The 20,375-nt window shown below is 58.8% G+C and carries 27 protein-coding genes; 26 read left to right on the top strand and 1 reads right to left on the bottom strand.

Going from position 1 to position 20,375, the window contains the following annotated elements:
• The first annotated feature begins 71 nt into the window (after positions 1-71).
• From AB4Y32_RS16035 to AB4Y32_RS15945, 19 genes are all read left to right on the top strand, one after another.
• Complete coding sequence (locus AB4Y32_RS16035; protein WP_368722267.1) at positions 72-830, top strand: terminase small subunit; 759 nt, start codon at positions 72-74, stop codon at positions 828-830.
• On the top strand, positions 823-2,103 hold the full coding sequence (locus AB4Y32_RS16030; RefSeq protein ID WP_368722266.1) for a terminase large subunit domain-containing protein: 1,281 nt from the start codon (positions 823-825) through the stop codon (positions 2,101-2,103). The genes AB4Y32_RS16035 and AB4Y32_RS16030 overlap by 8 nt, the downstream gene beginning before the upstream one ends.
• Positions 2,104-2,106: 3 nt before the next feature.
• Complete coding sequence (locus tag AB4Y32_RS16025; protein ID WP_368722265.1) at positions 2,107-2,280, top strand: hypothetical protein; 174 nt, start codon at positions 2,107-2,109, stop codon at positions 2,278-2,280.
• Entirely contained in the window at positions 2,277-2,912 is a 636-nt protein-coding gene (locus tag AB4Y32_RS16020) for a hypothetical protein (RefSeq protein WP_368722264.1), read from the top strand. The genes AB4Y32_RS16025 and AB4Y32_RS16020 overlap by 4 nt, the downstream gene beginning before the upstream one ends.
• Positions 2,913-2,915: 3 nt before the next feature.
• Entirely contained in the window at positions 2,916-4,367 is a 1,452-nt protein-coding gene (locus AB4Y32_RS16015; RefSeq protein ID WP_368722263.1) for a phage portal protein, read from the top strand.
• An 8-nt stretch (positions 4,368-4,375) separates the two neighbouring features.
• On the top strand, positions 4,376-4,711 hold the full coding sequence (locus tag AB4Y32_RS16010; protein ID WP_368722262.1) for a hypothetical protein: 336 nt from the start codon (positions 4,376-4,378) through the stop codon (positions 4,709-4,711).
• Between the two features lie 75 nt (positions 4,712-4,786).
• Positions 4,787-5,407, top strand: a complete 621-nt coding sequence (locus AB4Y32_RS16005; RefSeq protein WP_368722261.1) for a phage scaffolding protein — start codon at positions 4,787-4,789, stop codon at positions 5,405-5,407.
• Between the two features lie 80 nt (positions 5,408-5,487).
• Positions 5,488-6,849 carry a hypothetical protein gene (locus AB4Y32_RS16000; protein WP_368722260.1) on the top strand — a complete coding sequence of 454 codons (1,362 nt, stop codon included), beginning with the start codon at positions 5,488-5,490 and terminating at the stop codon, positions 6,847-6,849.
• Positions 6,850-6,896: 47 nt separating this feature from the next.
• Positions 6,897-7,088: a hypothetical protein gene (locus AB4Y32_RS15995; RefSeq protein ID WP_368722259.1), complete on the top strand. Its 192-nt coding sequence runs from the start codon at positions 6,897-6,899 to the stop codon at positions 7,086-7,088.
• Positions 7,089-7,091: 3 nt separating this feature from the next.
• Entirely contained in the window at positions 7,092-7,487 is a 396-nt protein-coding gene (locus tag AB4Y32_RS15990; protein ID WP_368722258.1) for a hypothetical protein, read from the top strand.
• Positions 7,487-8,128: a hypothetical protein gene (locus AB4Y32_RS15985; protein ID WP_368722257.1), complete on the top strand. Its 642-nt coding sequence runs from the start codon at positions 7,487-7,489 to the stop codon at positions 8,126-8,128. The genes AB4Y32_RS15990 and AB4Y32_RS15985 overlap by 1 nt, the downstream gene beginning before the upstream one ends.
• Positions 8,125-8,976: a hypothetical protein gene (locus AB4Y32_RS15980; protein WP_368722256.1), complete on the top strand. Its 852-nt coding sequence runs from the start codon at positions 8,125-8,127 to the stop codon at positions 8,974-8,976. The genes AB4Y32_RS15985 and AB4Y32_RS15980 overlap by 4 nt, the downstream gene beginning before the upstream one ends.
• An 8-nt stretch (positions 8,977-8,984) precedes the next feature.
• On the top strand, positions 8,985-9,122 hold the full coding sequence (locus tag AB4Y32_RS15975) for a hypothetical protein (protein ID WP_368722255.1): 138 nt from the start codon (positions 8,985-8,987) through the stop codon (positions 9,120-9,122).
• An 80-nt stretch (positions 9,123-9,202) separates the two neighbouring features.
• On the top strand, positions 9,203-9,712 hold the full coding sequence (locus AB4Y32_RS15970) for a BRO family protein (protein WP_368722254.1): 510 nt from the start codon (positions 9,203-9,205) through the stop codon (positions 9,710-9,712).
• 35 nt (positions 9,713-9,747) lie between these two features.
• Complete coding sequence (locus tag AB4Y32_RS15965) at positions 9,748-11,274, top strand: phage tail protein (protein WP_368722253.1); 1,527 nt, start codon at positions 9,748-9,750, stop codon at positions 11,272-11,274.
• Positions 11,275-11,285: 11 nt separating this feature from the next.
• Positions 11,286-11,717, top strand: a complete 432-nt coding sequence (locus AB4Y32_RS15960; RefSeq protein ID WP_368722252.1) for a hypothetical protein — start codon at positions 11,286-11,288, stop codon at positions 11,715-11,717.
• A 96-nt stretch (positions 11,718-11,813) separates the two neighbouring features.
• Positions 11,814-12,179 (top strand): hypothetical protein, encoded by a 366-nt coding sequence (locus AB4Y32_RS15955; RefSeq protein ID WP_368722251.1) that lies wholly within the window; start codon positions 11,814-11,816, stop codon positions 12,177-12,179.
• Between the two features lie 35 nt (positions 12,180-12,214).
• Positions 12,215-12,376 carry a hypothetical protein gene (locus AB4Y32_RS15950; RefSeq protein ID WP_368722250.1) on the top strand — a complete coding sequence of 54 codons (162 nt, stop codon included), beginning with the start codon at positions 12,215-12,217 and terminating at the stop codon, positions 12,374-12,376.
• Complete coding sequence (locus AB4Y32_RS15945; RefSeq protein ID WP_368722249.1) at positions 12,373-12,846, top strand: hypothetical protein; 474 nt, start codon at positions 12,373-12,375, stop codon at positions 12,844-12,846. The genes AB4Y32_RS15950 and AB4Y32_RS15945 overlap by 4 nt, the downstream gene beginning before the upstream one ends.
• Here the strand turns inward: AB4Y32_RS15945 and AB4Y32_RS15940 are convergent.
• Entirely contained in the window at positions 12,828-13,076 is a 249-nt protein-coding gene (locus tag AB4Y32_RS15940) for a hypothetical protein (RefSeq protein WP_368722248.1), read from the bottom strand. The genes AB4Y32_RS15945 and AB4Y32_RS15940 overlap by 19 nt on opposite strands.
• A gap of 166 nt (positions 13,077-13,242) precedes the next feature.
• Between AB4Y32_RS15940 and AB4Y32_RS15935 the strand changes: the two genes are divergently transcribed.
• From AB4Y32_RS15935 to AB4Y32_RS15905, 7 genes are all read left to right on the top strand, one after another.
• A complete protein-coding gene (locus AB4Y32_RS15935; RefSeq protein ID WP_368722247.1) occupies positions 13,243-15,015 on the top strand; it encodes a hypothetical protein in 1,773 nt (590 codons plus the stop codon).
• A gap of 3 nt (positions 15,016-15,018) precedes the next feature.
• Positions 15,019-15,972: a hypothetical protein gene (locus AB4Y32_RS15930; RefSeq protein ID WP_368722246.1), complete on the top strand. Its 954-nt coding sequence runs from the start codon at positions 15,019-15,021 to the stop codon at positions 15,970-15,972.
• A gap of 260 nt (positions 15,973-16,232) precedes the next feature.
• Positions 16,233-17,378, top strand: coding sequence for a phage late control D family protein (locus tag AB4Y32_RS15925; RefSeq protein ID WP_368722245.1), 1,146 nt, complete (start codon positions 16,233-16,235; stop codon positions 17,376-17,378).
• Entirely contained in the window at positions 17,375-18,055 is a 681-nt protein-coding gene (locus AB4Y32_RS15920; RefSeq protein WP_368722244.1) for a phage baseplate assembly protein V, read from the top strand. Before AB4Y32_RS15925 ends, AB4Y32_RS15920 begins: the two co-directional genes overlap by 4 nt.
• On the top strand, positions 18,055-18,456 hold the full coding sequence (locus tag AB4Y32_RS15915; protein ID WP_368722243.1) for a phage tail protein: 402 nt from the start codon (positions 18,055-18,057) through the stop codon (positions 18,454-18,456). The genes AB4Y32_RS15920 and AB4Y32_RS15915 overlap by 1 nt, the downstream gene beginning before the upstream one ends.
• Positions 18,457-18,511: 55 nt before the next feature.
• Positions 18,512-19,639 (top strand): baseplate J/gp47 family protein, encoded by a 1,128-nt coding sequence (locus AB4Y32_RS15910; protein WP_368722242.1) that lies wholly within the window; start codon positions 18,512-18,514, stop codon positions 19,637-19,639.
• Positions 19,639-20,373, top strand: coding sequence for a hypothetical protein (locus AB4Y32_RS15905; protein ID WP_368722241.1), 735 nt, complete (start codon positions 19,639-19,641; stop codon positions 20,371-20,373). Before AB4Y32_RS15910 ends, AB4Y32_RS15905 begins: the two co-directional genes overlap by 1 nt.
• Positions 20,374-20,375: the final 2 nt, after the last annotated feature.

Below are 20,375 nucleotides of genomic sequence, written 5' to 3'. Positions count from 1 at the left end.
AAGCACTGTTTAGGATATTTGTGCCTCAAAACATCGTGTCGGTACGGCACGAATAGAAAAAATGGACTTTTATGGCGCTGACAGACAAGCAGCGCCGCTTCGTAGACGAGTACCTCATTGACTTGAACGCTACGCAAGCGGCGATTCGGGCGGGGTATAGCGAAAAGACGGCCTCATCTCAAGGCGAAAGGCTGTTGAGAAATGTTGAGGTAAAAACTGCGATCAAGGCGTCGCAGAAGTCTCGCTCGAAGCGCACGCAGATCACCGCTGACAAGGTGCTTCAGCGCTGGTGGGATCTAGCCAATGTCGACGTCAATGATCTGGTTGAGTATCGACGCCAGAACTGCCGTCACTGCTGGGGCATCGAGTTCGGCTATCAGTGGACACACGGTGAGTACGAGAAGGCGCAGCGCGATGCTGATGCCGAAGGGAACGATTCGCCAAGTTGCGAAGGCGGATTCGGCTTTGACCATAACCGCGAGCCCAATCCGGAATGCCCGGAATGCGGCGGTGATGGTCGCGGCAAGATCCATGTGCACGACACGCGACGCCTGAAAGGTGCTGCGCGCGCGCTGTACGCTGGCGTCCATCAAGGCAAAGACGGCCTCAAAGTGCTGCTAGAAGACCGCGGCAAAGCGCTCGAGAACGTCGCGCGTCATCTCGGCATGTTCAACGACAAACGCGATGATGACGGCAAGGCGCTGGCTGCCGAGAAGTTACGCATCGAGAATGAGCGCCTGCGAAAGGGCTTGGATGACGATGACGACGAGCCGCCAGAATCCCGTAAGTTCGTGATCGAAGTGCGGGATGCAAGGAAGCGCGATGCCTAGCCTGAACGTGCCGCAAGCTCAGTTTTTGGCGATGGAACACAAGTTTCGCGCGTACGTGGCTGGTTTCGGGTCGGGTAAGACATGGGTCGGTAGTGGCGGCCTGATGCAACACTTCTGGGAGTATCCGCGCATCAACGCCGGCTACTTCGCGCCGACCTACCCTCAGATTCGCGACATCTTCTACCCGACCGTCGATGAAGTCGCGTTCGATTGGGGCCTGAAGGTCAAAGTCAACGAGTCGAACAAGGAAGTTCACGTATTCGAGGGGCGCAAATCCCGCGGCACGATCATCTGTCGCTCGATGGAGCGCCCCGACACGATAATCGGCTTCAAGATTGGCAAGGCGTTGTGCGACGAGCTCGACGTCATGAAGGCCGACAAGGCGCAGCAGGCGTGGCGAAAGATCATCGCCCGTATGCGTTACAAGATCGACAACCTGAAAAACGGTGTCGACGTGACGACTACGCCGGAGGGTTTCAGATTCGTTCATGCCCAGTTCGTCAAGCAGGTCTCGGAAAAGCCGGGACTCGGCTCGATGTACGGTCTGATTCAGGCCAGTACATACGATAACGAGGCGAACCTACCTGATGATTACATCGACTCGCTGTTTCAATCGTATCCGGCGCAACTGATCGACGCGTATTTGCGCGGGCAGTTTTGTAATCTGACGAGCGGCAGTGTCTACCCTGAGTTCTCGCGGACGCTGAATCACTGCAATACGGAAATTGAGGCTGGCGAGACGCTTTACGCAGGTTCCGATTTCAACGTGAACAACATGTCAGCCGTCATCTATGTGATGCGTGGCGGCCGGCCTCATGCCGTGGCTGAGCGCAAGGGCGTGCGGGATACTCCGGCGCTGGCTGATTCGCTCAAGCAAGGATTCGGCGGACACGAAATCATCGTGTTTCCTGACGCAAGCGGGAAGAACACGACCAGCAAGAGCGCGAGCGTTTCGGACCTGACCATCCTGCAGAACGCCGGTTTCAAGATTCGCGCGAAGGATTCCAACCCACGCGTGAAAGATCGCGTCAACGCTGTCAACGCCTTGATCCTGAATGGCGAAGGTGAGCGGCGCCTGATGGTCAACACTCGCAATTGTCCCGTATTGACTGAGTGTCTTGAGCAACAGGTCTACGACGACAACGGCGAGCCCGATAAATCGTCGGGCAAAGACCATATGTGCGACGCGGCCGGCTATCCGATCGCGTACATGTTCCCGGTCGCCAAACCGACAGCCACGCACAGCACACACGTCCCTCACATGCACAGGTGACACATGGCAATCAAGATCAACCCGGCGCACAAAGGCGATTTGCACAAGGCGCTGGGCATCCCGCAAGACAAGAAAATCCCCGAGAAACGCATCGTCGAGGCAACGCATTCGAGCAACGCTCATGTGCGCCAGATGGCTAACTTCGCGCACAATTTCAGGCACCCTAAAAAACGATGAAAGCATCAGCCCCGTACTGCCGCAGAAGTTTCATCGGATCCGGGGTAGACGAATCTGCGTTGCCGGTCATTCCGGAAGGCGGCTGTAAAGCAGAGTGCAGCACATGCCGAAATCAACGTCTAAATGCGCATTGGAAGGATGGCAAGCTGAAATGCTTTGGCTGTGGAGAATACAAGCCCCTAGATGATTTCAAGACTGATTCAAATAAGAAACATCGTGCGGGCAAGGATATTCGCTGCAAAGCGTGTAGAAAAGCATCTGATGTTAAGCGGCAGAAATATCGATACGAGCAAGAACCATTGAGGCGATTGCTTGTAGAGCGCTTGGCGGGTGCCAAAGATAGGTCGAAGCGCCATTCATTAGAAGTAGACATCACCCTAGACGATCTCTTTGGTCTCTGGGAGTCGCAGAAAGGAAAATGCGCACTCTCTGGCGTTCCGATGACTTACGCCATGTTCGAAGGGCGCGTGCCCACGAATATTAGTTTGGACAGAGCCAATCCAAACGTGGGGTACATCAAGGGCAATGTCCAGCTGGTCTGCATGGCAGTGAATCAGATGAAATCTGATCTAGACATGAGCATGCTCATTCAATTCTGCGAAAAAATCATCTCGCACAACGCCCCCAAGTAATCTATGTTCCGAACCATCCAGTCCAAGCTGCCGAGAGACAAGGATCTGCCGGAGCGCAATTTCCGGCTCCAGGTCTTGCAGCGTGTGCTGAATGGCACGCTGTACGACGATCTTCCGCACGCCTTCCATGAAGAGAAGAACGACGCGGAGGAATACATTCCGCTGCGTGATCGTCGCCCGTGTGTGCGTTCGAATCTGTGCCGTACGGTCGTTGATGATTCCGTTTCGCTACTGTTCAGCGAGGGTCACTTCCCGACCGTCGAACTGGAAGGCGACGAACAGAAGGCTGCGATTGCGAAGCTGATCAAGGAGATCAAGCTCAATGCGGTGATGATTGACGCAGCGACGCGCGGCTCTGTCGGCTCGGCGGCGATCCTGTTTCGCGTGCTCAAGAAACGCGTCTTTCTTGACGTGATGAGCACGGAAGACCTCACGCCGAACTGGGACCCGGAAGCGCCCGATACGCTGCTGTCAGTGACAGAACGGTACAAGGTCAGAGGCTCTGATCTGGCCGCGCAGGGCTACACGATTCCCGCCGATGAGTATGGCGCTTCGTTCTGGTTTCAGCGTGACTGGAATGACCGGGCGGAAACGTGGTATCTCCCTCTCAAGACGACCGCCGAAGACAAGACGCCGAAGGTCGACAATGACAAGACGGTCAAGCATGAACTTGGCTTCGTGCCCGTCGTGTGGATCAAGAATCTGCCTGGCGGAGATTCGGTCGACGGCTTGCCGACGTTCTGTGACGAGGCGATCGATACTCAAATCGAGATCGATTACCAGCTCTCGCAGGCTGGCCGCGGTCTGAAGTACACGTCCGATCCGACGCTGCTCATCAAGGAGCCGGCATTCGGTGAGCAAGGGCCTACCGTCAAGGGTGCTGCAAACGCGATCAAGGTCTCTGCTGAGGGCGACGCCAAGCTGCTCGAAATCAACGGCACGGGCGCGGCTGCGGTACTCGACTACGTCAAGCATTTGCGAGAAATCGCGATCGAGACGATGCACGGCGACCAGACGAGCCCGGAAAAGATGGCTTCGGTGCAGTCCGGTCGTGCGATGGAAATCGCCAAGCGCGCACTCGTGAACCTCTCCGATCGGCTTCGCATCAGCTACGGTGAAGGGGCGATCTGCGAAATCGTCTGCATGGTCGTCAAGGCGTCGCAGAAGATCAATCTGCAGTTCAAGAGCGGCGCGAAGGTTGGAAAGTTCGACCAGAACGCGGACATCTCGCTGCGCTGGCCCGATTGGTTTGAGCCCACGTTGCAGGACATGGCCGCGCGGGCAAGCACACTCAGGACGTTGTGTGATTCCGGCCTGCTCAGTCGTGAGACGGCCATCAAGATTCTGGCTGCCGAGTACGACATCCCTGACGCGAAGGCTGAGAAGTTGCTCGCTGATGCGGATATGGCCGAACGCAACGCCGACGCGCAGAAGAAAGTCGCGATCAACGAATAGGAGCCTTCATGGCTGCGGTCAGTTCATCCGGGCGCCCGATCGAGACGGTCGAGCCGCCCTCCAACTATCAGGTCATTCCAGCCAGCACGACGGCCACGCTCAAGACAGCATCGGGCAACGTCGCCGACTACATCGAGAACCTGATCTGCGTCGTCTCGACAGCCGCAACCGCTCAGGTGCAGTTGCAAGACGGCTCAGGTTCGGCATTCACAGTCTTTCCGAACTCGCCTGGTGGCGGAGTCGGTACATACGTCATTCGCGTCGCGATGAAATCCAACTCTGGTAGTTGGAAAGTCACGACGGGCGCTGGTGTCTCGGTCATTGCGACCGGCGCATTCAGTTAAACGCATTACCCCGGCTTGATGCCGGATCTCAAACCGGGCCGCTAGATGCGGCCTTTTTTCTTTTGTGAGGGCTAGATGCCTAACCTGCTTCGCCAGTTGATGATGCAAAACCGTCTGATGAACGCTGATCCGGTTGACCCCGGTCCAGGTGCTCCGACTCCTGCGCCTGCTGCTCCAGTGGCTGGCAAAGAGACGTTCTCCCGCGAATACGTGCAAGAACTGCGTCAGGAAAACGCCAGTTACCGCACCCGCGCCATCGAAGCCGAACGCAAGGCTCAGGAAGCCGAAGCCAAAGCAACGAAGGCCGCCGAAGAAGCTGACGCCAAGGCGAAGAAAGCCTCGGACGACGCCGACGCGAAGGTGAAGGACACGCACACCTCAGCGGAGCAACGCATCATCCGCGCCGAACTGAAGGCGGAAGCCATCAAGGCCGGCATGGTGGATCTCGACGGCCTGAAGCTGGCCGACCTGTCAAGCATCAAGATCGACGAGAAAGGCGACATCCAGGGCGCAGCCGAACTCATGGCCACGCTCAAGGAATCGAAGCCGTACCTGTTCAAGGAACCCGCTTCGAGCACGTCGCACGCTGGCGACCCCCCTCCGAAGAAGAAGCCCGAACCTTTCGACGCGCGCAAGGCGACGCCGGAAGAACTGAAGGCAAAGGCCCGCGAAATGGGCCTGAAGATCAAGCAGTAACCGCATTAGCAGCGCCCCGTGAGTCCTGACGACGAGGGGAAGCGAAAGCAATTTCCCTTTTCCGATAGGACTCACACATCATGGCATTGAACAATCTGCCGGCCGCGCTGCAAAGCGTCATTCAAACCGGCTTCCTTGAACATCAATTCGGCCTCCCGCTGAAGGCAAAGCTCGGCTTCCGCGCAATCGCCGACCGTGAGCCGTTCACGGCTAACATCGGTGAAACGATCACCAAGACGCGTACGGGCCTGCTCCCGGCCGTGACGACCGCCATGTCGCCCGCCGCAAACAGCGATATCACGTCGGGTCTCACGCCGCAGAACTATTCGATCGAGCAGTACGTTCTGTCGATCGCGCAGTACGCAGCGAACATGCAGCTCAACATCGTGACGCAGAAGGTCGCGATTGCCGACCTGTATCTGCGCAACGCCTACACTCTGGGCGAACAGGCTTTCCGCTCGGTCGACACGCTTGCACAGCAAACCCTGTTCAACACGTACATGGGCGGCAATACCCGCGTGCGTACGACGCTCGGCGCGCCGGCTGTGACCATCTCGGTCGACGACATCCGCGGCTTCCAGAACACGCTGAACAGCGCCGGCCAGGTCGTGGCGATCTCGGTGTCGAACCCGGTCAACGTGGTGGTTGGTTCCAATACCTACTCGCTGACGGGCTCGGCGGCTGACGGTTCGAACGTATCGACGGCGCCTGGCGGTATCTCGGGAACGCTGACGTTCTCGGGCAACGTGACGGTCGCTGACGGTACGGCGCTCAACGCTGTCGTGTCGGCCGTGGCTCCGTACGTCGTGCGTCCGAGCCTCACGTCGAACAACACGATGGTCGCGACGACCGCTGCAATCTCGGCTGCCAACTGCATCAACAACGGCAAGCTGACGATGGGCATGGTGCTGAACGCCAAGGCCACGATGGCAGCGAACGGCGTACCGGTTGTCGATGCGACGGGCATGTATCACCTGTACATCGACCCGCTCCAGGCTACCGGCCTGTACAGCGACCCGGCATTCCAGCAGTTCTTCCGCGGCCAGGTGACGACGGAAGAATACCGCCGTGGCGTGATCGCCGAACTGCTCGGCGTGCGCGTCGAGGAAACCAACCTCAACCCGGTGCAGAACCTGGCTGGTGTGGGTCTGGTTCGCCGCGGTCTGCTGGTCGGTCAGGGTGCACTCGTCGAAGGCCAGTTCACGAACGAAGCCTACAGCGAAGCGCTCGCGACGGTCGACAAGGACGAGATGATCACCATCATCGAGGGCATCGCCCACGTGACGCGTGAGCCGCTGGACGCGCTCAAGCAAGTTGTGACGCAGACGTGGTCGTACATCGGCGGCTTCGTTGTTCCGACCGACACGACGACGACTTCGGCGACCATCCCGACCGCGAACAGCTCGGCTGCCAAGCGCGGCGTGCTCCTGGAATCGCTGTAATCGGCGCGAGGGGGAGAAATCCCCCTCCTTTCCCATAGGACACTGAAATGGCTCGACCCAAGCAAGACGTTGCCGAACAGGCGTCTGCGCAAAAGCCTGGCTTCGTTCTCAAAAAGAATCACGGCCTGATCGTCGACGGCAAGACCAACCAGTTCTTCGCTGCCGGCACGGAATTCGATCCGGAAACAGACGCGAAACTCATCTTTGCGCTCGTGCAATCGGGCGCAGTCTTCGAGTAATCCATGCCATTCACCGCCTACGTTTTCACCTCAGCCCAGCTTGTGGACATCAGGCGCCATTGTGGTTATCCGCTTTACGGTGACGGAGCCACGGTGTTTCCTGCGCCATGGGTCTATCGCAAGTATCTGGCGATCGAATACCGGCTCCAGCACATGAGCACGGATGAGGGAAACGTGGTGGTGAACACGTACCTGGCGAATCTGACGACGCTTGAGACGGCGATACCCGCATCAAGCGCGAACCTCGATACCGATCAGGCAGCGGTGTGGAAACACAATCGCGATGAAGTGGCTCATCGATCGCAGTTGTTCGACTCGTGGCGCCGTCGTCTCTGCAATTTCCTAGGCGTGCCGCCCGGTCCTAACTTCGGCGGGTCGTCTAACGCGCTGGTGGTTTGATGGATGCCGCAACGCTCAATCAAAAGCTGTGGAAGGGCTACGGCAAAGCCGCGAAGTACATCGGCCCCGCCTACAACCTCTACCGCCCAACTTCCGCGACGAACCCGCTAGGCAACGGTCCAATCGCCACGCTGAACGCGAGCTTTAACGCGCAGGACATGACCTACGGCAAGCCGAACATCTATGGCAAGCCGCTTTGGTATGCGCTGGTCGACGGAACTCAAACGCAGGTCGGCGACTACCTGATCAACGCAGGCAAGACGTTCTTCATCGCCGCAATGCAGGATACGCTGCCGATTCTGGCGGTGGAGTGCAACCGGACGCTGAGCATTCATCGACCGGCACAACAGGGTGCGGTCGGCGCTGTTGGATACGGCGGCAACACGGCGTCAACCGAAACGATGCTGATGCAGGGCTGGCCCGCTTCTGTGCTCCAAGGGACGAAGGGCGAGAAGAATGAGACGAACTTGCCTGGTGACGTGCGTACGCCGTGGTGGGCGATCCTGCTTCCTGCGATTGCTGGCGTGACGCTTCGCACGTCCGACACCATCACAGACGATTTGAGCCGCCGCTACGTGATTTCCAGCGCTGAAAATACTGATCTCGGGTGGCGGATCACTGCGCAGCAGGCCCAGACATGAGCGATCTCGCAGACGTCAACGACGGCCTGGTCTCGCTCCTTGCTAGCACGATCTATCCGAACGGGACAGGCCAACCCTCTGCGGCTGGTGTGCCCGTCCGTGTGTATGCGGGATGGCCCGAAGCCGCGCAACTCGACACCGATCTACTGGCGGGCACGGCTCACATAAGCGTTTTCAACCGCGAATCCAAGAACTCGACGCGCTACCAGCTCGCACAAGTCGATCCGGTCATCACGCCTCCGACACTGACGCTGGCCATCAACGGGCGAACCGTAACCGTAGGCGGCACGGTGCAAACGGGCGTCAATACGGCAGTTATCGTCGGCACGAACGCGTTTGTATACCAAACCGTGGCGGGCGACACGCTGAACAGCATCGCGACGAACATTGCGGCGCTGATCAATGCGACGTATGCGGGCACGACGGCATCGGGCGCCGTCATCACCCTACCCGCTGGCCCAGCGATCAACGCAGCCCGCGTCGGCGGTTCTGCGTCGCAGTCGATAGAAGTCGGGCGCGTCGAGCAGATCTTCCAGATCACCGTCTGGAGCAACACGCCGGCCAATCGCAAGGCCATCGCCTCGCTGATCGTGCCTGCGATCATGCAGAACCACTTCCTGACGCTGGCCGATGGCTCTGCCGCGCGCCTGATCCTCAAGGGTCAACGCGATGACGATGTACCACAGAAGGAACTGCTCTACCGGCGCGACATCATGGTTACGGTCGAATACGCCGAGACGGCGAGCGTCACTGCTACCCAAGTCGTCGACATCGTCGAGAACATCGCAGTCGGCGTGAATGGCTACAACGGCGGCACTTACCCGAACACGACAACCGTCAACATCTAGGAATCGCAATGAAATTCGTTCTCGTCGTTATCGAGCCGTTCGGCGGCTATGCGAAAGGTGAGGAAATCACCGACGCCGACAAGGTTGCCGAAATTCTGGCTGGCGAAAACCAGCATCACGTGATCAAGCGGGCGGCTGCTGAGTAAGCGCCCTCCCGCTCTACCCCAAAGCCCCCATTCGTGGGGCTTTTTTATTGGCCTTTGGCCCAATCACTCTGTGAGGAAGCATGAACCAACTGACATTCGAAAACCAGCCGATGACGCTCATCGACCATGACGGGCGCTTGTGGCTGAAATCTGCGGACATCGCCAAAGCGCTCGGGTACGCCCGGACCGACAAATTGACGCGCGTCTATGACCGCCATGCGTCGGAATTCACCGCTTCGATGACATGCGTTGTCGAGACCCCCACTTTGGGGTTCCCGAACCTGACCTCGGAGACGCGCATGTTCAGCCTCCGCGGCGCGCATCTGCTTGGCATGTTTGCACGCACGGCGAACGGCATGAAGTTCCGCAAATGGGTGCTAGACCAACTTGACGCGATCGAAGAACAACGGGTCGCCAATCGCTCGCTGATGTCGGAGTGGTACGACGCGAAAGCGGCGCTCGACAACCAGAACAGGTTCGCAAGTCTGTGCGGGCGCGGCCTGAATGACCACAAAAAGCAGAAGCCTCCGCTCATGCAGCGAATAGCGCTGATCGCAGAAAAGATACAGCCCTCACTCTCGTTTTCTTAGCCCTCTTCGGAGGGCTTTTTCTTTGGAGCCCCACGATGACCCAAATTGTCCAATATGGACAGGTCAACACGACAGCGCTGATCGTTCCAGACCTGATCGTGCAGATCATTGCGCCTCAGGTCGCACAGCTTAACGGCGTGCCCACGAACGTAGCCGGCTTTGTCGGTACGGCCACGTGGGGCCCGACCAACAGCCCGACCATCGTCGGCAGCATGGCGGATTACGCCCGCAATTTCGGCGCAATCCAGAACCGCACCTATGACATGGGCACCGCAGTCGCTGCTGCTGTCCTGCAAGGCGCGAACAACTTCCGTTGCGTGCGCGTGACCGATGGCACGGACGTCGCCGCCTCGATCGCGGTGCTGACGAACTGCATCACGTTCACGGCGAAGTACACCGGCACGCTGGGTAACTCGGTCCAGGTTCAGGTTGCGCCGGGTTCGGCTGCCAGCTCGCAAAAGGTCATCGTCACGCTGCCCGGTCAGACGCCGGAAGTGTTCGACAACATCACCGGTTCGGGTAACGCGCTGTGGGTCGCGATGGCGAATGCGATCAACAACGGCCAGGTCGGTGCGCGCGGTCCCTCGCAGATCATCGTTGCAACGGCTGGTGCTGGTGTCACGGCTCCGAGCGCTGCGACATACTCGCTGACGGGCGGCACAGACGGCGCAACCACGATCACTGGCACCGTACTGGTCGGCGTCGACACGATCCCGCGTAAGGGCATGTACGCACTCCGCGGCACGGGCGCATCGGTTGCCGCTCTCGTGGACTGCTCGGACACGACGACGTTCTCGACGCAGGTCTCGTATGGCCTGTCAGAAGGCACGTACATGATCGGCGTCACGCCCGCTGGCGACACGATCAGCAACGCCGTTTCGACGAAGGCAACCGTAGGCATCGACACGTACATCTTCAAGTACATGTTCGGCGACTGGATTTACTTCCTCGATCCCGTCAATGGTGGCGTACGCCTCATCTCGCCGCAGGGCTATGTCGTTGGCGTGCTTGCGAATCTCTCGCCGCAGAACTCATCGCTGAACAAGCCGCTGTATGGCGTGGTCGGCACGCAGAAGAGCTACCAGAACCAGCAGTATTCGAGCGCAGAGCTTCAGACGCTGGCTCAGGCCGGCATTGACGTCATCACGAATCCGATCCCCGCGGGCAATCAGTTCGGCTGCCGTATCGGCCACAACAGTTCGTCGGACAACACCCGCAACGGCGACAACTACACGCGGATGACCAACTACCTCGCGGCCACGACGGCGCAAGGCATGGGCATCTACGACGGGCGCCTGCAATCGACGCAGCCGACCGACCCGTTGCGCCGTGCGGTCAAGGCCACGCTGGACAACTTCTATCTCGGTCTCCAGCAGCAAAACATGATCGACGACTTCACGGTCCAGTGCGATCTGAACAACAACACACCATCGCGCATCGCGCTGGGCTATCTGCAGGCCGATGTCCGCGTGCGCTTCCTCGCTGTCGCCGAAAAGATCCTGATCAACCAGGAAGGCGGCCAGTCAGTGACGATCACCCGTCAGCAAGTCCCGTCCTTCTAAGGAGTAAGTAAATGGCAATTGGTCCGTTTAATACCGGGCGGGACGTGGTGCTTGACGTCATGACCCCGACTGGCCCGCTGCGTCTCCCGACGACTACGACGAGCTGGGAAGCGAAGCCGAAATACAAGGAAATCGAGTCCGTCTCGATCAGCGGCGAAAACAACCACGCGTCGATTCCGATCGGCTGGACCGGCACTATCGGTCTGGACCGCACGGACAACCAGGTTGACGCCTTCTTCGCAACACTGGAATCGAACTACTACGCCGGCATCAACATCGGCTACGCGACGATCACCGAGACGATCTCGGAAGGCAATGGCTCGGTAAGCCAGTACCGCTACACGAAAGTGTCGCTGCGCCTTGAAGAGCACGGCAAGTTTGTCGGTGATGATCGCGTGCAGGTGACGATCGGCTTCTCGGCGTCGCGTCGCGTTCCGCTGTAACTCTCTGGCTGCGGATAGGCTGGCCGGCCGACAAGCGCGCCTCCCTGAGCGCGTTTCCGCAAGCCTCTATTCAGGGTTTTTCAGGGGAGACCCAACATGACGAAGAAACCCACGCTGGAACTGAATGCGGCAACAGTCGAGCAACCCGCTTCGGCTGCCGACAACCTCGTCACGGACGCAAAAGGTCGTGTGCTGAAGGTCGTCGATCCCGACATCCTCGCTGAGAGCCGTCTGATGCGCATGGTCGGCCCGGAAGCAGCATTGAACCCGGCTTACATGCGGCTCTATGTGATGCCGGCTGTATCGGTGGTCGAGATCGATGGCGAGGAGATGCCGTTTCCGATGAGCCAGCGCGAAGTTGACGCCGCGATCAAGCGACTTGATCACGATGGCATCAACGCTGTGATTCAGTATCAGGCAGCGAAGAGGAAGGACGAAGAGGACGCCGCGGTAAAAAACTAGCCCGGAATCCCGCTTTTCAGGAGGCCTGCTGGCTGATGAAGAATGGGGTTCCGTTTCATAGCGCGTTCGGCATGTCGGCGTCGCGTGACTGGCGGATCGACAAGATCGAGCGTCGCGCGATGGCAATTACGTTCTCGTGCTTCAACGGTGCCGAGTATGACTGGGAAGCGATGCGCTTCAAGGACCCGCCGAGATGAAATTCAACAGTTTCGGCGCTTTCGCCAATCACCTTGAGAAACTCGCGGTGACGACGCCGGAAGTGACGCATGAAATGGTCAAGTCCGGCGCAAAAGAGATCGAGGAAACGGCGAAAGGCATGATCGGGTTCTACCAGACCGACATCGCTCCCTACCCCGATTGGGCGCCGCTCAGTGAGAAGTATGAAGCCGCGAAGGTTGCGGCTGGATTTGAACCGGATGCGCCGTTGCTGCGTACGGGCGAGATGCAGAAGAGCGTCCATTCAACCGCAGAGCGCAACGAAGCCGCGACTGGCTCGAATGACAAGGTGCTGGAGTATCACGAGTTCGGCACGCCAAAGATGCCGCCTCGTCCCGTTTTGGGACCGGCTGCGCATCACAGCACGCCTCGAATTCTATCCCGCATGGCTACGACGACGTTTTACTTTCTGTCGGGTAAAGGCTGGCGCAATCAGCTACGGCGGAAGTAGAAGAACAGAAAGACGATGGCAAGGACCGCCAGATAGACGCCGATGTATGGCACGAACAGCAGCATCGACGGCATAAAGAGCGCAAAGAGCTTCGGAATGTGCGGTCGGGTAGCCCATCGCGCTTTCCAGCCGTAAGTATGGCCGCTCAGGCTTTTCACCTTCGGCTTCGGGTACTGAATAAAGCTGACGCGGTCAGCTAACCATTCATGGATTCGGTAGGCGATGCCCATAGAAACTCCAGTAAGTTATTGAGTATATAGCGGAATGATCAACGTCTACGAAATCGGCACGACGCTCAAGCTGAATGACCTGATCACGCCGCAACTGCTCAAACTGTCGGATGAATTCCGCAAGGTCGATGCAGTCGCGCTGCAGATCAACAAGCGCCTGAAGTCGATGGGTGCCGAGATTGTCGGTATTCGCAACCTTGCTGGTGCAACAAAAGGCCTGGCCGCCAGCATGAAGGCGATCAAGGACGAGTCGGCGCTGGCGGAAAAGAACCTGTTTGCGCTTCGCATGGCGTTGCCTAGCGGTGGCCTCGGTCTTGAGGCGGAACTGATCGCGTCAAACGCTCAGGCTCGCACGCTGGCGGCGACGCTGGCCGGCATTCGTGGCGGCGGTCGCCTGCCTCCGGGCGGTGGCGGTGGTCATCTTCCGGGCCCAGGTGGTGGTGGCGGTCGTCGCGGTGGCGGCCACATTCATGGCGGCAATATCCACGTCGGTTCAGGCGGCATCGGAATCGGCGGCGTCGGCATGGGACTGATGAGCGATGCCCTGATCCCGCTCGGCGCCGGCATGGTCACGTACTACGTCGGAAAACAATTCTACGAAGGCGCGAAGGATTATCAGGACGCCTTCATGCGCTTCAAGTCGCTGAATCTCGGCGATCAGGTCAATGCGGAGGCTGACAAGTTCGTCAAGGCGACGAAGGTCTATGGCGTCTCGCAGACCGAACTGATGAAGGCGCTGGGCGAATCGGTCGGCCTGTTCGGTTCGTTCGAAGAGGCGAAGAAGTTCACGCCCGATCTGCTGACGCTCGGCAAGGCCAACTCGGCGGTATTCGGCGACAAGCTGGGCCACATGGACGAAGAGGGGCTGAAAAGCCTACTGAAGTTCATTGATCGCCGCGGCGGCTTCAAGGATGAAGCGACGTTCAAGCGCAATCTTGACCTCGCCGAAAAGATGGTCACCGGCTCGTCCGGTTTCCTGAAGTTTCAGGATCTCGCCGGCTTCTCGCAGAACGCTGGCACGGCATTCCGCAGCCTATCGGATGAAGGCCTTCTGCATATGGAGGGTCTGCTGATCGAACAGGGCGGCCAGAAGGCCGGTACTGCGCTCATGTCGCTGTATCAGAACCTTGTCGCCGGCCGTACGCCGAAAAAGACGATGGGCTTGCTGCAGGAACTTGGGCTAGCTCAGCTTGCCATGCAGGAACATGGCGCAGTCGGCGGAAAGCCGATGAAGTCGCTCGTGATGACCGGCATCAAGGGTTCGGAATTGCTCCAGTCGGACCCGGCCAAGTGGATGACGGACGTGCTTCTGCCCGCTCTGTCCGCTAAGGGCATCACGAAGGAAGGCGATGTTCTGAAGGCCGTCAATGATGTGCTTTCGAACCGCAATGCGTCCAATCAGGGTTCGCTGATGACGACGCAGATGATGCAGATTCTGCGGGATCAGAAACTCGCCACTGGCGCGATGGGCGCCGATAAGGTCACGAAGATGTTCGGTGACTCGGCGTCGGGCGCTGAAGCTGACTTCGATGCCGCGTGGACGGACTTCAAAAAGCAGTTCGGCACGACAATGTTGCCGCAGATCACGAGCATGCTGAAGTCTGGTACTGACCTGCTGCGTTCGCTGGCAAGCATCACAGAAAGCGAGAACTTCAAGTCGTTCATGAGTTTCGCCTCGAAGGTCAACGGCACATTCGGCTGGTTGCCAAAGCAGTTTTTCGGGTCCGCCAATGCGGCAGAGCCCGGAAAGAGTCCGAATGTCCAGACTGGCGCCGGACAGCCATTCAAGCTGAGCACCACCATCAACATCGACGGTCGCAAGATCGGCGAGGCTGCGACGGATTACATCCTTGGCGGCATGAATCGCCCGCAATCCACATCCTCCGGCTTCGATTTCGGCCGCTCCGCTCCTCCGATCGGCCACTCATTCGCGAAATAAAATATGGCGACTTCCCTCTCCCTCGGCGACGTCCTCTTTGCCGATCTGGAAGTCCCTGAGCACATCACGTTCGGTGGTGAGCAACGCCTGATCGTGCAGGAACTGGTCGGCGGCACGCGCATTGTTGACGCGATGGGCCGCTCGGACATGCCGCTGGAGTGGTCGGGATGGTTCATGGGTCAGAACGCCCTCCAGCGTGCGCAATATCTCGAAGCACAGCGCATTGCGGGCGTTTCCTTGCCTCTCGTCTGGTCGGAACTGTTCTACGACGTCGTTATCCGGCGATTCGAGGCGGATTTTCAACGTGAGTGGATGATCCCGTACCGGATCGTCTGCGAAGTCGTCGCGAATCACTCGCAGCCTCAGACGTCTTTGGCGGGTCCGTCGATCAATGACCTGATCAACACGGACCTGTCGAGCGCAAACAGCCTTACAAGCCTCATTGGCAATAGCACGCTGACCGGCTTGATGGGCACGGTCAATACGGCGATTGCCGGTGTGTCGAATTTCGCCAGCGCGACTGCCAGCACGATCAACGGTGTCCTGCAGCCGATCAATGCCGTTCAGCAGCAAGTCTCGACGCTAATCGGACAGGCTGCCAACACGATGACGAACGTCACGACGCTGGGCGGCATCCTGCCGAATAACCCGATTTCGACGTCGGTCGCGAACATCGCTTCACAGGTCACGGCCTACCAGCAGTCCCCCCTGCTCTACAACTTGCAATCGGTCATGGGGCGCATGTCGATCAATCTCGGCAGCGTCACAGGTGCCGCGCAACAGGTCACGGTAGCGGGCGGGAACCTCTTCCAGTTGGCCGCGAAGGTCTACGGCAAGGCTGAGGCATGGACTGGCATCGCGAAGGCTAACGGCGTCAGCGATCCCGTCGTGCAAGGCGTTCAAACACTCAATATCCCAGTCACGCCGGATAATTCTGGCGGTCTCCTAAGTGCTTGACCTAGAATCAGGTTTGGCGACTTGACGGGAGAAAATTGTGACGCGAGACGATGCATGGAAAGCGGTATCCGAACTGAAGCGCTATGAAGTTGTCGACGATGATCTTTCCGGCCCCGGAATGGAATCGAGTGGCCGCGGCGAATATCTCCGGTTCGATGACGTGTGCGAGCTGCTTCTGAAACTGAGCGACGCGCCAAAGACTGCCTGACCCGTAGCCTATTGAAACACAAGCCACCTTCGGGTGGCTTTTTTATTGCCCGATGACAACACTCAACATCGTTCCCGCGGTCGCCGCCGCCCGGCAACCGCGAGGCGTGGTGTTGCTCGGCGACCCGAGCCAGCCCGGTACGTCGGTTCCGTGGATAGAATGGGATGTCGACCAGAACACGTGGCACTCGGCCAGCACTTTCCGCATGCGCCTGCCCGTCTCCGCTCTGACGGCGCCGATCGACATCAACTATGTGCTCGGCACGAATCCGATTCAGGCGCAGATTTTCGCGGGCTTTCCGGGCGATCCTGACCAGTACGGGACGGCCGATCTTCAGCAACTCATCACCGGCAACGTCGATCAGATCCGATTCGATCCGGCGCGGCGAACGGTCGAATTGTCGGGGCGCGATTACACGTCGCTGCTGATCGATGCAAAGACGTTCGACCGCTGGACGAACCAGACGGCAAGCGAAATAGCGACTACGCTGGCAAAACGCCACGGCCTGACGCCACAGGTCACAGCAACGACGGGCGCAGTCGGCAAGATCTACGAAATCGACAAGATTCATGATCGGCACGGCTCGACCGAATGGGAATTGCTCACGTGGCTGGCAAGCATTTATGACTTCGTGGTCTACGTGCAGGGCATGACGTTGTATTTCGGGCCGAAGCCTGACCCGAAAACGGCGACGCCTTATGCGCTCCAGTGGAAGAACCCCGACGCCATCACGAGCACGACGTTTCAGGGCAACGTGCTTGATATGTCATTCAGTCGGACGCTCACGGTCGGCAAGGGTCTCGTTGTCCAGGTGCATAGCACAAACCACAAGCAGAAACAGGGCTTCACAGTCACCTACCCCGACAGTAAAGCCAAGGGCATCAAGCCGGGGGCGGCGACGGCGCCTGAGCAAGTCTATAGCTACATCATCGCAAACCTGACGCAGCAAGACGCGCAGCAGCGCGCGAAAAGCATCTACGACAACCTCATCCTCCACGAGCGCAAGTTCCAGGCTGAATTGCCCGGCGACAACATCCTGACGCCGAACGTGATGGTGAGCGTTTCCGGGACGCAAACGCCGTTTGATGACATGTACTACGTCGAGTCAGTCAGCAGGCGCATGTCGTTCGATGCAGGCTATACGATGAGCGTGCGCGGCAAAAACCACAGTCTCGATACGACCATCATCCCGTCATGATCGACAGCTTTCTCAATCAGATCCGCGCCCACGCGCAGATGGCTCAGGGCGACAAGACGACGCATCGGGTCGGGCAGATCACCGCCTATGACCCGAGCAAGTATGCGGTCAAGGTCAAGTTCTGGCCCGATACGACGGACAGTACTGGCTGGATTCCCCTGCTCTCGACATTCATCGGTGCGGGATGGGGACTGGTTGCCGCGCCAAGCATCGGCGATCAGGTGATGGTCGCGTTTGACCGCGAGGACCAGGATGCGGGCGTCGTGGTTGGGCGTTTCTTCACCGACGTAGAGCAACCGCCTGCCGCGCCGTCTGGCGAGTTCTGGCTGGTGCACAAGTCGGGGAATTACCTGAAATTCACGAACGACGGCAACGTGTCGCTCAACGTGACGGGCAACCTCAGCGCGACGGTCGGCGGCAACATGACAGCCAATGTGACGGGCAACTCCAACACAAATGCCGCACAGGCCAATGTGACCGCGACGAGTTCCGCTAGCGTCACGGCACCGACAATCAAACTCGGTGCGAACGGGCAAACGCTGCTCCAGTTCGTGACGTCGGCATTCGTGAACCTGTTCAACACTCACACGCATCCTGAGCACGACGGCGGGAGCACACAGGCGCCGAATCAGACGATGGGCAGTTCTCACCTCACATCCACGATTACGGGCGGCTGATGACGACGCAACTTTTGGCCGACTGCTCGCAATTGTGGGGGAACGATATCGTCACCAGCCCCACAGGCGACCTCGGCATCGCAACAGACGCCACCCGCAGCCAGCAGCGCGTCATCCGGCGCCTGCTGACAAATCCGCTCGACGCCAACGGACCTCCCGACTATCCGCTGCATCCTGACTACGGCGCAGGACTCGCCCGCTACGTCGGCGCGAATGTCAACGTTGCAAAACTGCGCGCGCTGATCCGCGGGCAAATGCTGCTCGAGGATTCGGTCGCGAAGAATCCGCAGCCGCAAGTCACTGTGACGTTGATCGACCCGACAACGATTTCCGTCTACATCAGGTACACGATCGCCGGGTCGGGGTCGCCATCAACACTTTCTTTCAACGTCAACTCCTGACGTTCGACGCTCAACGCAAGCCGCCTTCGGGCGGCTTTTTGCATTCTAGGACGACATGGCATCCCCTCAGCAATGGTCACTGACAACGGCTGTGTCCAATATGGCCACGTCCGCGCAAGCCAAAGCTCGTGTCCTGCTGGACTTCACGGTTGGCTCCGTCAACCTCGCAATCATCGAAGCGGTGGCGCAAGTCGTCGTGTGGCTCGAAGGCTTAATCCTTCTGCTACTCGCCACGACGCGCGCAGCGACGTCGAACGGCTCCGATCTCGATACGTGGATGGCCGACTATGGCCTGACGCGCCTTGCAGCTACCTCATCGACCGGGCAAGTCACGTTCTCGCGCTTCACGCCGACGTATCAGGCTGTTGTACCGGTCGGAACGGTAATTCAGACGGCAGACGGCACGCAGCAATTCACCGTCATTGCCGATACGACGCAAACGGCATACAGCGCGACGCTCGGCGGCTATGTTCTTGCTGCTGGCGTTGGAAGTGCGGTTGCCACGGTTCAGGCCGTCAATACCGGCTCGGCGACGAACGTTCTCGCCAACACCATCACCGTTCTGACGCAGGCGATTCAGTACGTCGATACCGTCACTAACGCATCGGCCTTCACGAACGCTGCCGATGCCGAGACCGATACTGCTTTCCGTGCGCGATTCGTCACGTACATCAACAGCCTGTCGAAGGCAACGAAGGCGGCGATCGGAGCTGCGATTCTCGCAGTCAAGCAAGGACTGCAATACACCTTGCTTGAGAACGTGAACTATGCCGGCGCGACGCAGATGGGAAATATCGTAGCCATAGTGGACGACGGAACCGGATCACCTTCTTCGACGTTGCTCTCGACGGTAGCCAATGCGATTGACGCGGTTCGGCCATTCACGAGCACATACGAAGTGCATGCGCCGGTCGTCGTGACGGCGAACGTCGCCATGACGATCACGACGGCTTCCGGCTACACGCACTCGGCTGTTGTGGCGACAGTGACGACGGCGTTGCAGACGTTTATCAATAGCCTACCGCTCGGCACGTCGCTACCCTATTCGCGGCTCTCGCAGGTCGCATATGACGCATCGCCGGGCGTGACGAATGTTACTGCGGCGACGCTCAACGGCGGAACTTCTGATCTGGCGGCCACGAGCCTCCAGGTGGTCAAGTACGGAACCGTATCGGTGGCGTGATGACGGGAGATCAAAACGATACCTTCGCGCGCCTGAAAACCGCATTGCCTCAGCGCTGGTTTGGTTCGACATCGGATTCGATGCCAGTCGTCGACTCGATCCTGACAGGCATCGCAACGGGGCTGAGCTTCATCTATTCGCTCTATGCGTATGCGAAAAATCAGACGCGCATCAAAACTTCGAGCGATGGGTACCTTGATCTCATAGCGTCGGACTTCTTTGGTTCGACCGTCCAGCGCAAGGCAAACCAGTCTGATGCATCGTTTCTGGCGACGATCATCGCGAACATGTTTCGTGAACGGGCCACGCGCAACGGCATCATCAAGGTTTTGCAGGACATAACCGGACGCACGCCGACCATCATTGAGCCGATGCGCCCGGCTGATACGGGTGTTTATGGCGGCCCATTGATCGGCTATAGCGCTGCCGGGGCTTACGGTTCGATGCTGATGCCGTATCAGGCGTTTGTCATCGCGTACCGTCCGGCTGGCGTTGGCATTCCTTCAGTGGCTGGGTACGGCATCCCTACTGGCGCGTATAGCACTGCATCACAGGCCGAATGGTCGTCTCTTTCGATGGTTCAGAACGATGTGACCGATGCTGATATCTACGCTGCCATCGACCAGACAAAGGCCGCAGGAACGATCATCTGGACTGCCATTGCCGCCAATCCTCGACCGCCCGTCACATATCTCGACAGCACATTCGTGCTCGATCAATCTCAATTGCTCTAGGG

The organism is Paraburkholderia phymatum (assembly GCF_040965635.1).
Lineage (GTDB): Bacteria > Pseudomonadota > Gammaproteobacteria > Burkholderiales > Burkholderiaceae > Paraburkholderia > Paraburkholderia phymatum_B.
Note: the sequence above shows the minus strand (reverse complement) of the source record. Positions and strands in the feature narration are given on the sequence as shown.